Source organism: Lactobacillus sp. UMNPBX17 (assembly GCF_002553735.1).
In the GTDB taxonomy this organism is placed as follows: domain Bacteria; phylum Bacillota; class Bacilli; order Lactobacillales; family Lactobacillaceae; genus Lactobacillus; species Lactobacillus gallinarum.
This window is the reverse complement of record NZ_PCYT01000018.1, coordinates 1-14,485: the sequence shown is the minus strand read 5'-3', so window position 1 is coordinate 14,485 and position 14,485 is coordinate 1. Positions and strand designations below refer to the sequence as shown.

Here is a 14,485-nt window from a genome sequence, read left to right as displayed (position 1 = left end):
TTTCTCCTTACTTTAATCCGAGACAAACATAGACGTTTCTGCGTAGTTTATTATAAATTGTAAAAATATTGTCTTCCTTCCCGCCAATGATTTCATCAGCAGTTGCATTGATAAAAATATTTTTAGCTTGCGTCGCAACAAAACGATTTAAAGTTTCACGCCATTCTTTGGTTTTAGCATCACGGTCTTGACTTAAATCTAGCCCAGAAAGCCAAGTATAAAATGGCTGATTCAATTCATCATAAAATTGTGCTACCTTTCGACTTGCCCAATCATCATTACTTTTTTTCTTCTCACTATGGGTTTGAATGTTCGATATGTCTTTTGCAAACCAATAGAAATAATTTGCAACTTGTTGTGTTAATAATACTTCTTTTTCAATTCTATCTTGCCACCGATTTTCAAGCATAGGCTCATCATCAAAAAGAACTCCTGCCTTAGCTTGCATATTATCAGTGATTTCCGCATAAGGTGATTGAGATGTAGCATTTCCATCACTTATCATAGCTACTGTAGCTATATTGATGTTAGTATGCTTAGAAATGTATTTTTCTTTTTTCAATTCCTGAATCCAACTAACAATTCCTGGAATTCTTTTTTCATCTTCGTTAGCTTTAGTTCTTATATACTGACCAAAATTACGCCACATAGCGACATTTATATTATTTTTATTCTTGGCGGCTGGATATACAACACCATCTTTATTTTTACGCCAAGTCGTCATTGGCTCTAGGAATTGTTTTTCACTATCTAACTTAGGCAGCCCTGCGCTAAATATAACTGGCTGACCATTTTGCCAATCAATATGAATCATTCTAGACCAGACAGTGTATAATTCAGATAAATTGTCAGGATATACTCCATTCAATCTTTGTTGAAGATAATCATTAATATCATCGTATTCCCACACTGGTCTTTGTGAGTTTAGCCAGTTTGTTCCATCTGCAGAATCATTGGTAACTAAGCTTAGATTTAACATCAAAGTGTCAAATAAAGTTTTACCTTTAATATAAACAGGATTAATTGAATACAACCAACCAGGAGAAACAGAGAACTTATCCTTTGACTTAACTTTGGTCTTATCAGTAACACCTGTGAAGTTTTGGTAAGTAATTAACCAGCGAACTAATTCCGCATTATTAACACTATCTTTTTCAATACCTGATTTAGGTGAAAACAGTGCCGGGCTGTTATTGCTTTCAGAAATAAGTCGATTAATTTGTTTAACTGATACTGTACCCGCACCTTTAGCTACCTTTTTATTTTCCGGCACATTTTGGTCATAGACTTGACGATTAACTTGATAAAAAGGATCTTCACCAAATAAATTAAACTTAGCCTGATAAAGATTTAGATAATCAAATACTTTTTTTGAAAAAGTTTTTTGATCATATAGACTTCTCCAAGTGTCTCCCAGTTTTAGTTTTTGAGAGTTGAAGCCATCATTATCTGTCCGAGTCACTCGCCATTTGTCATCTAAATCCAGCCATGAGTATGGCGTATCATCTGCATCGAATCTAGTATAAACTGACAGTAAGATAGCCAACAATAATCTGAGAATCGCTAAGTCCTGCGATTTCATATCACCGGCAAGCTGAAGATAATCTTCAGAATTACTAAAAAGTTCATTTAAAGAGACTTCACTTTCGGTATAATCCTTTTTCAGGACTTTAATCCAAGGATCAGTAACCAGATTGAAACTTAAATCATTACTCATATATCACCATCTCTTCCAATTTATAAATGATTAATTAATATTTATAATAAAACTTTTCCTTTTAATTTACAATAAAATAAAAAGCGATTTCAGTTTATGAAACCGCCAAGCCCATTTTCATGGGGATTACTTTAATAAATGATTAATTAATGGGATCACCCTCACCTAAGTGAGGAATACACTTAATACAGTTTACTATTTTTCGTACGATAACCCCAAATCAGATGAATACTTAATTTTATATCCATTAAATTCTGTCTCATTATTGGCATCAAGAATTAAAGCTACCGAGCCCTTTAACCAGGAACTGTTCTGCCATTCAGGAAAATTACTAATAGTATCTCGTTCCAAATTTCGTATAGATTGGTTTATGTCCATCGTTAATGCATGGGGCAGCCTAATCAACTGCTGAGCAACAACGCTATCAAGAACTTCTTCATCCACTTTTCGCCCATCCATTAAATAAAATCCATCGGCATCTTTTTTTAGCACAAGAACTTCAATTGTTTCATTCGTATCTCTGACCGCAGTCTCTGCTTTAACATCATTTAGATCAGTGTCACTATCATTATCAAGCCAACCGTGTAAAGTTTTTTCAACTCTTGGGGCTCTAATTTGATACCCTTTCGATTTTTGTTCTGCCTTTTCTTGATCAATGTTGAATTTCTTAACTTCCGCTTCCTGAAGATCTTGTACTTCATTATCAGTATCCGCTGAATATACCTTTTGAACCAAATTAGAAATATCACTAGGTAATTTGATCTTGTCTTTTAAGAAATGATCCGTCTTAATTAAAAGATATTTCTCATATATTGCTTGATTTGCATCCCCATAGTCCCCATTAGAATTAATACCCATAATGAATAGTTGAGGCTCAATTAATTTGTCTGGACGCTTAATTTGATGACGATGCAAACGCCCCGCTCTTTGTAAAATCAAGTCTATTGGTGCAATATCCGTATACATAACATCAAAATCGATATCCAAAGATTGCTCTAGTACTTGTGTACCAATTACTATCATTTTCTTTGGACGTTTTTGGTGATTTCCAATTGACTTTTCCAATTTGGACTCTAAATTACTACGATCATTAGCCAAAAATGCGGAATGAAGCACCAAAATTTGCGTATCTTCAGAGCACTCTTTTTCAGCAATTTTTGCCAGTTCTTGTGCTCGCTTTACCGTATTAACTATGACACCTGCGACACCGCCATCTTCAATTTGATCATTAATCTTTTCAATTAAATCGTAATTTTCAATGTTTAAGCGAGTAACTTTAACTGTAGTATCATCAGCTTGAGTAGAAAAATCTGACTTTTGTTTTAAAATTTTGCCATCCAAAATACTTAACAAGGGATATGCTTGACAAGTTTGCCAATTAGTATTTTGAGCTTTAAATTTTTCACTGCCATATTTTCCTCTACAATATGCTGTAAGAAGTTCATTTCTTTTATCAACTGGAAGCGTAGCCGACAAAGCAACAACTGGTACATGATATGCCCCCAACCACTCTATTGCCTTTTCAAGATAGGAACTCATATATACGTCATAAGCATGAACCTCGTCAATTACAACTATTTTTCCGCTTAGCCCTAAATGTCTTAAGGCCAGATGCTTTTGCTTCAAGCCCATCAAAAGCAATTGATCAATAGTTCCAATTACAAAGTCAGTTAATATTGACTTTTTACCATTAAACCACTGATTAACAACAACTGCACCTTCATCGGTTTCAATATCATCAGCATCAGGAATATTGTGATATTTTTGATTAAACTGTGCCTTTCCATGCATCAATTTAATAGAAAGATTTTCGCTCTGTTCTTTGGCAATATTCCCCAGCCAGTTATCTACTCTATCAAACATTGCATTTGCAGTAGCCTGAGTTGGCAAGCCAAAAAACAGGCCATTGATACCGGTCTTAGCAGCTAATTGCTCAACAGCGGTTAGAGCTATTTCAGTTTTACCAATACCCATCGGGGCTTCAACGATAATCATGCTAGGATCCACACTATCTCCGATTGCTTGAGACATTTGTTCCTGAACTTGTCTTGGATCAAAATTCCAGCGTTTTTGATATTGCTCTTTAGTATCGACTATCAATTGAGGCGTCCAGGAATCTGTTTTAAGCCAATTTAAAATTCCTTGCTGATATCTTGATGTCATATCAATATCGCTAAAACCTTGATCCATCGAGATTAATGGAAACATGCTAACACGCTTACCATCTTTAATTGTATATTCACTAGATGCCAACCAGTCGGCCATAATGACTAGGCCTTCTAAAATTACTGCTTGTGAGTCAGTAACTGTAGGTATATCTTCTAAATTTTTAAAATTACACAAATCTAAACCATAATTGATGATCTCTTTTTGTACATTTTCCCATTTTTCTCTAGTTGGATTTTCGGCCCAAGAATCTGATTGATAATATTTAGAAGTATCATCCATCAGTTGATCTTCATAGTCAAAATACTTATTTTGTGGTTTACCATGGTGCCCGCCAACTATAGCGCCAATACTTTCATTTAGCCCACTATTTTCTAAGATCACTTCACCAGCCAGAGCGTGGAGCCAGTGTCTAGTATCCATATTTGCCTTTAATTCTTCTAAATTATCAAATCCATTTTGTAATAATCTCTCTAACAGATCCTGGTCTAAATCTTCATTATGGATAAACGATTGCTTAATTTGAAAAGCAGGCGTAGCCTTACCAATATCATGAATGTATCCAATAAATTCAACAAGATTCTGAACTTCATTTGAGTTTTCAAATCCCTGACTCAAAATGCGTCTTTGGCCGTCATTAAGCCAATGATTATATAACCATCCAATAACATTTTTTGTGTCAATTAAGTGAGCAATTAAGGGTAACCATACTTCTTCGCTATCTTCACTAATATTCTTTTTACCCCATAAAGACAAGGTCGTATTTGATAAATTTGTCATGTTTTCCTCAATTTATATTATCTGCTTAATTTAATATTTATAATTACTTTTTATTTTACAGCCTATTTCCATTTATATACATAGAATAATCGATGTCTTTTATTACTTGATCATATTTGTCATAATACCAAATGCTAAAATCTTCCCATTTTCCGCCCTTAGATGAACCATCAAGTGATGCTGGATTGTTTTGGGAATATAAATAATCTTCATCACTGTCATCAATGACTCTATAAAAAGGTCCTTCTTCAGCTATACATTCATAGATTTTGCCATTTGTTAAGCCAGTTACCCCTAAAGTTTCACCTATATATTTTAATTTCATCATTCTTTTCTCTCGTATAATTTACAATCTTTAATTCATACATATTGGAATTCGTATACTTGTTTACTTCATACCAATGAATATCAGAACACAGTTATCACTTTTTTAATCACCTCCACATGTGTTGTCCGACTCATCCCAATCACATATTGCCTCAAACACTGAGACAGTGCTGTTTGTTGCTGCTTTCTAAGGATTAATTTGACAAAGAGCCGTCGCCCTTAATCACAATTAATTGCTGGTATTTAAACTTCCTGAAAAATTCCGTTATTCTTGATTCTTATCAATGGGGTTGATTGTTAATGGGTATTTCTTATCGAGTTTAGGAGTAACAAATTTAATAGTTAATCCCTTTTTCAACGGTCCCATTAGTATCCAAGCGCCAATCCATAACATCCCCACTATCGATGACCAAATATCACTACCTTGAATTAGTGGAAACATGCATCCCCAAATTAACATAATGATATAACGTGTATATTATCAACTAAGCAATAATTGCCTAATTAAACTAATTTTCGAATAATTCAATTCGACGTAATTGACGCTTCAGTTGACCTTGCTTTTCTAATAAAGCAAATTTACGAGACAGGGTCTCAGGTGTTGTTCCAAGGTATAAGGCTAAGTCCTTCATTTTTAAGGGTAAGTTAAAATTATTTTTACCAATTTCATCTGCATATGTTTGTAAATACTTTAATAACCGGTCTTCAACCTTCGGCAAAGCCAACAAGTGAATTTGTTTTTGCATTTCCGAAACTTTAACAATATTTAGTTCCAATAATCGAATACTTAATTCTGGCTGTTTATGCATCAGCTTCAGTAGATCCTGCCGTTTTAATAAACAAATTTCATAGCCTCGAGGTAATTATTGATATTTTCTTGACCCAAAAGCCAATCCTCACCAATATAATCACCCGTATGCAAGATTTGCAAAACATTCTCATAGCCGTTTTCATCTAAGGTGTACTGCTTAGCGTTACCATCAGCGATAATTACTAAATTATCATTTATCGTTGGATCAATTATTACTTCACCCTTTTGATAGTTTTTATGCTGAACTAATTTTTCGATTTGCATCTTCTCATCCTGAGGTAAAGCATTAAATAGTGGTACTAAGTTAACACATAAATCAGCCATTAAATTCATCGTCCTTTAATTAAAAGTCATCATCGTCGTCTTCGACATACAATCCTTCTTTTAGTTCATGACCTAAGAAGTCTTGAGTTACCCGAATTTGCTCCTTAATCCAAGCCATTAAATTAGTTAAATTAGCAGATAATTCTGGCCAACTTTCATTATTAGCTAAAGCAATTGCCTTAGTAATGAAGAGCGTTTGCGTATCAAAATCTTTTACCAAGGCAAATAATTGCTTATCATCTGCTAAATATTTACTACTGCCATCTTCTTCTAGCATAGTATATTCCTTAAATTGAGCTGTAATTGTTGGAATACTTTCACCATTATTAACCAATAAGTGATTCAATTGGTCAAATTCCTGACGTTCATAAGCAATCCAACCAGCAGCTTTTTCGGCTAAAAAAAGACTAGCAGATCCTTTAGCAAATAAGTTAGCTTGGTTAATCTTTAAAGAATGGATTAACAAGTTAGAAATAATGTGACCAGTCATGGCAGCTGCAGTTGGCTGATGGTGATCAAGGTCGCTTTGCTTCAATTCCGCCTGGTATTTTTCTTCTGCATTCATCAGTTAAGCTCCTTTTCCTTAATTCCTTGTACTTCATAACCCATTTTTTCAATAGCTGTCTTGACATCAACAGTTTTAGTCTTATCAGGATCCAGTGTAAATTTTAGCTTTCCTGCATTGAATAAAACTTTGATTTGGTCGGTTCCATCCAAACTACCAACCGCCCTTTCAATTTTGCTTAAGCATGAAGGACAGGTCATGCCAGATAATTTCATAATTACTTTTTTCATGATTAGATTCACCCTTCCTTATTAATTTACATATCTAATGCTACTTTGTTTTGTTGATTATAAACTTGATGATCGTCAATTTTTTGCTGAAATTTGATTAATCTCATCCCGTTCAAGATAACAATTAAGATACTAAATTCATGAATAAACATCCCACTTGCCATTTCAACATAACCCGCAAACAAACCGATGAACAACAATAAGACTGTCAGTAAAGCCATCACGATATTTTCATTCATGTTCAAAATTGTCTTTTTGGATAAGCCAATGGCATAAGCTATCTTCCGCAAGTCATTTTTAACTAAAACTATGTCTGAAACTTCAATGGCAACATCCGTCCCACTACCAACGGCAATTGCAACATTAGCATTAGCTAAGGCCGGACTATCATTGATCCCATCACCAATAAAAGCAATATGGTGTCCCTTGGCTCTTTCTTTTTTAACAAAAGCAGCCTTGTCTTGTGGCAACATTTGACCATGAACTTCATCGATTGACAACTTCGCCGCAATTCGTTCAGCAGTTTCTTGATTGTCTCCAGAAAGCATAACTAACTTTTTAACCCCTAATTCTTTTAAGCGGGTTAAAGCATCATTAGCTTCTGGACGCAATTGATCTTTAATGCCAAAAACAGCTAATTGACTTTGGTCCTCATTGGCAAAAGTGACAATTGAATTACCTAATTGACTCAAATGATCAATTGTCTTATCTAATTTTGCATTGGTACGGGTATTTTCAACGATTAAGTCTTGGTTACCTAAATAATATTTTTGATTATTTAAAGTGGCGATGATTCCCTTACCCTTAACAGTTTCCACTTTAATTGAAGCTGGCTTTTGTTTATTTAATTTGGCAATTGCCTGAGCTAAGGGGTGGTTACTTTGACGCTCAATTTGAGCAGCTAATTTAATAATTTCATCTTTGGGCCCATTTAATACCTCAATTGCACTAACTTCTGGATGTCCAACAGTCAAAGTGCCGGTTTTATCAAAAGCAATTTCATCAATCCGGTGAGTTTGATCCATTACTTGCGACCCTTTAAACATAATGCCATTTTTAGCACCATTACCGATACCAGCAACTGTAGATACTGGCACACCAATAACTAAAGCACCTGGGCAGCCTAGCACCATGACCGTAATAGCTAACTTAAGATCTTTAGTAATTAGGCCCACAGCAATCGCAATTACAAGTACGGCAGGAGTGTAATATTTGGAAAACCGGTTAATTAACTTTTCTGTATGTGACTTTGTATCTTGTGCTTCTTCAACCATTTCAATAATTTTACCGAAAGTCGTATCTTCACCGACTGCGGTAGTTTCGACAGTCAATGTACCGTTTTCAAGGATAGTTCCTGCATATACTTCATTACCGGCTTTTTTATTAACTAATTTAGATTCACCGTTAACACTGGCTTCATTAAGATAACCAGAACCTGAAATAACCTTGCCATCGACTGGAACCTGATCACCAGTTTTAACTAAAATCTTCTCACCAGGATCAATGAAATCGACGTCTTCTTTCTCAGTTGAGCCATCATCTTGAACAACTAACGCAGTCTGTGGTGCCATTTTGGTTAAATCAGCAACGGCTGACCGCGTTTTCTTTAGGGTTAATTCTTCCAGTACATCTCCTAACATGAATAGCCAAGTAACAATGGCTGCTTCATTAAATTCACCAATAATGAAGGCACCGATTACCGCCAGCGATACTAAAACATCAATAGGAATTAATTTAACCCTTAAAGATGAAATAGCCGTCAAAGCAATTGGAAGCACTCCGACAATCCCCACGATAAGCATTAAAGCCTGGTATGGTAAATTCATGTGCAATAGCCATTTAGTTCCTTCAGCAAGCAACAGCAGAATAGTATTAACAAGCAAAAGCTGCTTTTTGTACCTCATAAAAAATTGTTGTAACTTAATCATTTTTATAAACATTCCTTTCGTCTTTGACTCAAGGACAACAGAGCCATGAAAAACAAATCCGTTGTCCCTTACTCTTACTTTTTAATATATTAGTTGTGAGGAAGCGGTTTTACACACTACAAATCATGGGGAAATGAGTGAATAGTTCCTCTATTACCTCGAATTTTTATATATGTAGCTTAACCTTTCAAGCACAACTGAATGTGACTTTGAGCACGTAAACTTATTTTTGTATAAACGACTCGTTTGTGTAGGTTTTCGCAGTCAATGTTTAACTTGCTTTCTCAATTTTTTAAGCAGGCTATTAGATTTGCTCAAAGTCAAGGTTTTATGGTTAATATTTAATTTTTTGAATTAATGTTAACCTTTATTTGGTGTGTCCTTTTTTATTTAAAATACTTTTCAACTCACTGTTTTTTTTCAAACTTCACCTCTCCCTTTCTTGACACTACATATCATAGGTAAAAAACAATTTAGGTGACTTGACTGTTATCAAGATACTAGTGTCTTTTTATATTTATCTTTTAAGCAAAAAATCACAGTTTTATCGTGTAAATTTCGTTTAATAAAAGAGAGAATATACAAAAAAAAGACTAGAAACCATGCAAAAAGCATAGACTCTAGCTTTCAAATTTCAATTCTATAAAAATTAATGTGCCAATTTAATCTCTCCAGCAGCAATTGGCAAAGTTGTATGTGCATCATAACTCATAACATTACCGGCAACGCTAGATGGTAATTTAAGATCCGCTGATACGCCGTGAACATAAACTACTAGTTTATCCAATTGAAGATCGTCACTACCAAATGCTTGCTTAAATTTTGCTTGTAAATCTTTTAATGGGACATCCTTATCATATTCATAATGACCGTATTTATCTGCAACTGGGTAGCCATCATGGGGAATGTTCATTTCTTGTGGTGCATCATCAAAAGGAACCATCGTTGTCCCAGATACTGCCTCTGTTTCAGGTAAATCAATAAAGCCATCATGATTCACGTCCTGCATTAGCGTCGGAACATGAGCTTGTTTCCCATCTGGAAATCCATGGAAATGTTCCCAATGTTCAATATTGGCAGGCGTATCAAACATTTCCACATGAATATGAAGGCTATTACCATTTTCACTGAATGTTGCTATTCCATGCGCCTGTGTTTCAATTTTATCCGCATTTATTGGTTTAATTTTTGCAATATAGTCAACCATATTTCTCATCCTTCCATTTGATTATTGCGATATAAATCTAGCATAAAAGCATTTTACAAAAATTGATTAAATCTTTGATTATAAATATCTTTAATAATTAACATCCATTATCTTATCGTCATATCAACCATTACTGCTTCTCTCATCAATTTAACCAACTCAACTCCCCAAAACGGACACTTATCTATACAACCTAAAAATCCAGCACGTTATCCACTCGACCCTCTAGCTCAACAAGCAAAAAGTGTACTAATTCCAATCACCAAAAGAGGAATTAGTACACTTTTCATCTATCAAAAATGCTGGCATACCAGCGTTTATAGGCTATTTATCTGTGCGCTCAAGGACAGTAACACTCTCAACATGTGTGGAGAATACAGCATTCCCATATTTCTCATTCACTGCACCAAAGGATCACCTCCACATACGTGGAGAATACGCGAAAAAACGTTACAAGCTACAAAGCAAGCTAGGATCACCTCCACATACGTGGAGAATACTTTACTACAGTGCTGGTTGATTGCGGCTGCTAGGGATCACCTCCACATACGTGGAGAATACCTGGTTTAAACGGTAAAACAGCTAATATTGGTGGGATCACCTCCACATACGTGGAGAATACTTAGAGAATCTGTCTGGCATTAAGAGCAAGTGAGGATCACCTCCACATACGTGGAGAATACTTTACTCCTCTTGCTAATCAGCATTTAGTTGTAGGATCACCTCCACATACGTGGAGAATACTAACGCCTGATAGATTCATCAAAGCAGATTTAAGGATCACCTCCACATACGTGGAGAATACCAATTAATGCAGATAAAAAGACCGCTACTCTTAGGATCACCTCCACATACGTGGAGAATACTGCCTTGTCACCTTGCTGAACTAATGAAGCTTGGGATCACCTCCACATACGTGGAGAATACTAATGGATGCGTTTAACCAGCCACTCGAATCTAGGATCACCTCCACATACGTGGAGAATACTCACTAGTCTTAAGATTCTTAAACCAAATTTTAGGATCACCTCCACATACGTGGAGAATACCACTCACTCCAGCTATAGGAGTTACCGTTGTTAGGATCACCTCCACATACGTGGAGAATAGAAAAATTAGCATCTGCTGACATGTCCACAACTAGGATCACCTCCACATACGTGGAGAATACCCTCATAACATTAGCAAAACGTGAGCTGGGTAGGGATCACCTCCACATACGTGGAGAATACCATATATTGCAGATGCACCAGATCCATCAATTAGGATCACCTCCACATACGTGGAGAATACCGTCCTAAGGACATCAAAGGCAATGAACATATGGGATCACCTCCACATACGTGGAGAATACTATGAACAAAGCCACTTGGACTCTGCCCTCTTAGGATCACCTCCACATACGTGGAGAATACATCAAATATTTACGCAATTTTGGGATCAAAACAGGATCACCTCCACATACGTGGAGAATACTGCCTTAAACTGTGAAAATGAAAATCAGGTTTGGGATCACCTCCACATACGTGGAGAATACTTATTGCGGTGAATAAAGAGGATGACAGCGATAGGATCACCTCCACATACGTGGAGAATACCAAAGAGTTGAATCACATGGTCAAGTACGCTCAGGATCACCTCCACATACGTGGAGAATACACTAGTAATATTGAGCAACAAATTAAGAATGTAGGATCACCTCCACATACGTGGAGAATACCATATCTACTCAAATTTGTGTTAGATGTTCCTAGGATCACCTCCACATACGTGGAGAATACCAGTCAACAAGTTAATCTGGTAATTAATTGAAAGGATCACCTCCACATACGTGGAGAATACTAGTAGATGAATCCTAATGAATTAGCTGATGAAGGATCACCTCCACATACGTGGAGAATACTATGGTGTCAATAGTCCATTAGTGATTGAATTGGGATCACCTCCACATACGTGGAGAATACAATTACACTAACCCCGTCTAAGGATTTAGATTAGGATCACCTCCACATACGTGGAGAATACAATAATGGTAATTGCGTGTCATCGTCACCGATGGGATCACCTCCACATACGTGGAGAATACTGCAATGCGTACCAGTAAAATAAGTGTGCAACAGGATCACCTCCACATACGTGGAGAATACTGACAAAACAATTACATTAACCGCCAATGATGGGGATCACCTCCACATACGTGGAGAATACTAACGTACCAGCCTGTTCACCAAGCAAAACTGAGGATCACCTCCACATACGTGGAGAATACAGTAAACAAATCCCTTTATAGCGCCAAATGAAAATACGCAAACACCATTTTTTCATCACTTTGATCCTACTACCAAGTATATCGATTTTTATTAAATAGACAACATCTGCTGGACATAATATTCAAATAAAAAGAGGAATCATAATATCATTCTGCTATGATTCCTCCTAAACAAATAAACAAAAATATTATTTGTCTGCCAATCTTTCTTGCTCACAATTAAGAATTTCACCCAAACACTTTAGCCATGACACTGCTTTATCATCCGCTTTTAACTAGCCTAACCAAAAGCATATTCACATATACTCATACTAACTTTTTGTTATTAATCGAAATTTAATTGTAACTTTATCGTAAAACTGCTGAGCTACAATAGTGTACGTGAATTAAGAGAGGAGACAAAAATCAGATCTTATCTGGTTTGTTTTTATAATGAAATTTCGTAAATTAATAATTTCTTTGTTAGGTACTGCATTATTAACTTCAAGCGTTGGTTTATCAACTACCACTGCTTCTGCTGATACGCTTGACGACTCACAAAATACAACTGAAGTTCAACCCAAGAACCTCAAGTGGGCTTATCCGTTTAAAGCCAACAAGAAAAATGGTGTTCGTCCAATGTATAATGCACAAACTTTTGGCATAACTAACTATATGCGTTCTACTACACCACCTTCCTACTTTCATGATGGTTGGGATTTTGGTTTTTCAGAAGTTGGGCATTCTAACGTATATGCAATTCATCAAGGGACTGTTAAAAAGGTTGCTTATGGCAACGGCCTTGGCTGGTTCATCTGGGTTATTAGTCCTGATAATTACGTTGAAGTTTACCAAGAAGGCTTTAATAAGAAAAAAGACATTTATGTTAAGACTGGTCAAAAGATTAAATTAGGTCAAAAGATCGGTAAGCTAACTGGCTCACACTTACACCTTGGCGTTACTCAAACAAATAAAGATTACATAAACAAATATGGTTTTCCATGTAAGAATTGGAACGTTAACAACGGAACTTGGCTCAATCCAATCGAGGTTATCAAAAGCAACTTAAAGAAATAGTTAACATAACCTAAAATATTGAAAGTAAAAAAGCAGGTCACAGCTTATAACAGTTATGATCTGCTTTTTATTAATCCCAATGTTCCTTGATAAACTTAGCTCTTCCACCAGCTTCTTCCATTGCATATCTAAGTGGATCTTTTTTATAAAAATCTTGGTGATATTCCTCAGCTGGATAAAATGGCTTAGCTGGTTCAATTTTAGTTACGATTGGTTTATCAAATTTACCACTAGCTTGTAATCTTTGCTTAGATTTTTCAGCTGCTTCTTTTTGAGCAGGTGAATTATAAAAAATTACTGGTCGATAATTATCACCACGGTCTTGGAATTGCCCCATCGCATCTGTTGGATCAGTTACTTGCCAATAATAGTTTAGCAATTGATCATACGATATTTTTGCTGGATCAAAGGTAATCTCAACAGCTTCAGTATGGCCAGTCGTACCTGAACAGACTTGCTCATATGTTGGATTAGCAACATGACCACCAGTATAACCAGAAACTACTTTTTCTACTCCGTCAACTGTATCGAAAGGTTTGACCATACACCAAAAACAACCGCCAGCGAAAATTGCTGTGTCGTAGTTGGGGTTTGTCTTGGTATCAGTGCCTTCGGCTTGTTTATTATTCTCTGTCATTCTTTGAAATACCTCCATTTTATTTGAATTTTATTGTTTTTTTAAGTTAACTAGTATTATATACAAATCGCCGATTGTAAAATCAAATTGAACACTTTAGAAAAATAAAAAGTCCATTTGGACCTGTTTGATAAAATGTAATTACCACAAAACATTTAGAAACGAGGTCACAAATGGACTCTTTACATTCTATCATGCCTGAGCATCAAAAGGGAAAGCATTTATCATTTGAACAACGGGTTATTATTCAAACTCGCTTGAAGGATGGCTGCTCTATCAGAGCTATCGCTCGTGAATTGTGCTGTTCGCCTTCTACAATCAGTTACGAAGTTAGACGAGGCACTGTTACTCTTTATCGTGGCAAACAGAAGCGTTACAAGGCTGATCATGGTCAAAGTGTTTATCAGACTAATCGACGCCACTGTGGTCGCAAATCAGACTTCTTGAAGAAATCTGACTTTATCAAGT

General features: G+C 35.8%; 10 protein-coding genes, 1 pseudogene and 1 CRISPR repeat array. Of the genes and pseudogenes, 2 read left to right on the top strand and 9 right to left on the bottom strand.

Annotated elements, in window-relative coordinates; translation table 11 throughout:
* Window positions 1-7 precede the first annotated feature (7 nt).
* From CP368_RS04395 to CP368_RS04360, 8 genes and pseudogenes are all read right to left on the bottom strand, one after another.
* Window positions 8-1,717 carry a type I-E CRISPR-associated protein Cse1/CasA gene (locus CP368_RS04395; protein ID WP_098044001.1) on the bottom strand — a complete coding sequence of 570 codons (1,710 nt, stop codon included), beginning with the start codon at window positions 1,715-1,717 and terminating at the stop codon, window positions 8-10.
* A 195-nt stretch (window positions 1,718-1,912) separates the two neighbouring features.
* Entirely contained in the window at window positions 1,913-4,663 is a 2,751-nt protein-coding gene (locus tag CP368_RS04390; protein WP_098045785.1) for a CRISPR-associated helicase/endonuclease Cas3, read from the bottom strand.
* A gap of 55 nt (window positions 4,664-4,718) precedes the next feature.
* Window positions 4,719-4,991 carry a hypothetical protein gene (locus CP368_RS04385; RefSeq protein WP_199161207.1) on the bottom strand — a complete coding sequence of 91 codons (273 nt, stop codon included), beginning with the start codon at window positions 4,989-4,991 and terminating at the stop codon, window positions 4,719-4,721.
* 508 nt (window positions 4,992-5,499) lie between these two features.
* A pseudogene (locus tag CP368_RS04380) lies at window positions 5,500-6,125 on the bottom strand (Crp/Fnr family transcriptional regulator).
* Between the two features lie 19 nt (window positions 6,126-6,144).
* On the bottom strand, window positions 6,145-6,690 hold the full coding sequence (locus CP368_RS04375) for a DNA-binding protein (protein WP_010580181.1): 546 nt from the start codon (window positions 6,688-6,690) through the stop codon (window positions 6,145-6,147).
* On the bottom strand, window positions 6,690-6,920 hold the full coding sequence (locus tag CP368_RS04370) for a heavy-metal-associated domain-containing protein (protein ID WP_013086444.1): 231 nt from the start codon (window positions 6,918-6,920) through the stop codon (window positions 6,690-6,692). Before CP368_RS04370 ends, CP368_RS04375 begins: the two co-directional genes overlap by 1 nt.
* A gap of 26 nt (window positions 6,921-6,946) precedes the next feature.
* Entirely contained in the window at window positions 6,947-8,848 is a 1,902-nt protein-coding gene (locus CP368_RS04365) for a heavy metal translocating P-type ATPase (protein WP_089148067.1), read from the bottom strand.
* A 649-nt stretch (window positions 8,849-9,497) separates the two neighbouring features.
* On the bottom strand, window positions 9,498-10,055 hold the full coding sequence (locus tag CP368_RS04360; protein WP_089148066.1) for a hypothetical protein: 558 nt from the start codon (window positions 10,053-10,055) through the stop codon (window positions 9,498-9,500).
* A 350-nt stretch (window positions 10,056-10,405) separates the two neighbouring features.
* Window positions 10,406-12,324: direct repeats of the CRISPR family, unit length 28 nt; unit sequence GGATCACCTCCACATACGTGGAGAATAC.
* 432 nt (window positions 12,325-12,756) lie between these two features.
* Here CP368_RS04360 and CP368_RS04355 point away from each other — a divergent pair.
* Window positions 12,757-13,380: a M23 family metallopeptidase gene (locus CP368_RS04355; RefSeq protein ID WP_005719132.1), complete on the top strand. Its 624-nt coding sequence runs from the start codon at window positions 12,757-12,759 to the stop codon at window positions 13,378-13,380.
* 70 nt (window positions 13,381-13,450) lie between these two features.
* On the opposite strand, the gene msrA is transcribed toward CP368_RS04355, so the two are convergent.
* Window positions 13,451-14,017, bottom strand: coding sequence for a peptide-methionine (S)-S-oxide reductase MsrA (msrA, locus tag CP368_RS04350; protein WP_089148065.1), 567 nt, complete (start codon window positions 14,015-14,017; stop codon window positions 13,451-13,453).
* A gap of 173 nt (window positions 14,018-14,190) precedes the next feature.
* On the opposite strand from msrA, the gene CP368_RS04345 reads away from it, so the two are divergent.
* A partial coding sequence (locus CP368_RS04345) for a helix-turn-helix domain-containing protein (protein ID WP_143468304.1) occupies window positions 14,191-14,485 on the top strand: 295 nt, incomplete at its 3' end.

Bases quoted from the DNA above. Each gene is read 5' to 3' on its own strand.
- CP368_RS04395 (WP_098044001.1), bottom strand. From the start codon at position 1,717: ATGAGTAATGATTTAAGTTTCAATCTGGTTACTGATCCTTGGATTAAA.
- CP368_RS04390 (WP_098045785.1), bottom strand. From the start codon at position 4,663: ATGACAAATTTATCAAATACGACCTTGTCTTTATGGGGTAAAAAGAAT.
- CP368_RS04385 (WP_199161207.1), bottom strand. From the start codon at position 4,991: ATGATGAAATTAAAATATATAGGTGAAACTTTAGGGGTAACTGGCTTA.
- CP368_RS04375 (WP_010580181.1), bottom strand. From the start codon at position 6,690: ATGAATGCAGAAGAAAAATACCAGGCGGAATTGAAGCAAAGCGACCTT.
- CP368_RS04370 (WP_013086444.1), bottom strand. From the start codon at position 6,920: ATGAAAAAAGTAATTATGAAATTATCTGGCATGACCTGTCCTTCATGC.
- CP368_RS04365 (WP_089148067.1), bottom strand. From the start codon at position 8,848: ATGATTAAGTTACAACAATTTTTTATGAGGTACAAAAAGCAGCTTTTG.
- CP368_RS04360 (WP_089148066.1), bottom strand. From the start codon at position 10,055: ATGGTTGACTATATTGCAAAAATTAAACCAATAAATGCGGATAAAATT.
- CP368_RS04355 (WP_005719132.1), top strand. From the start codon at position 12,757: ATGAAATTTCGTAAATTAATAATTTCTTTGTTAGGTACTGCATTATTA.
- msrA (WP_089148065.1), bottom strand. From the start codon at position 14,017: ATGACAGAGAATAATAAACAAGCCGAAGGCACTGATACCAAGACAAAC.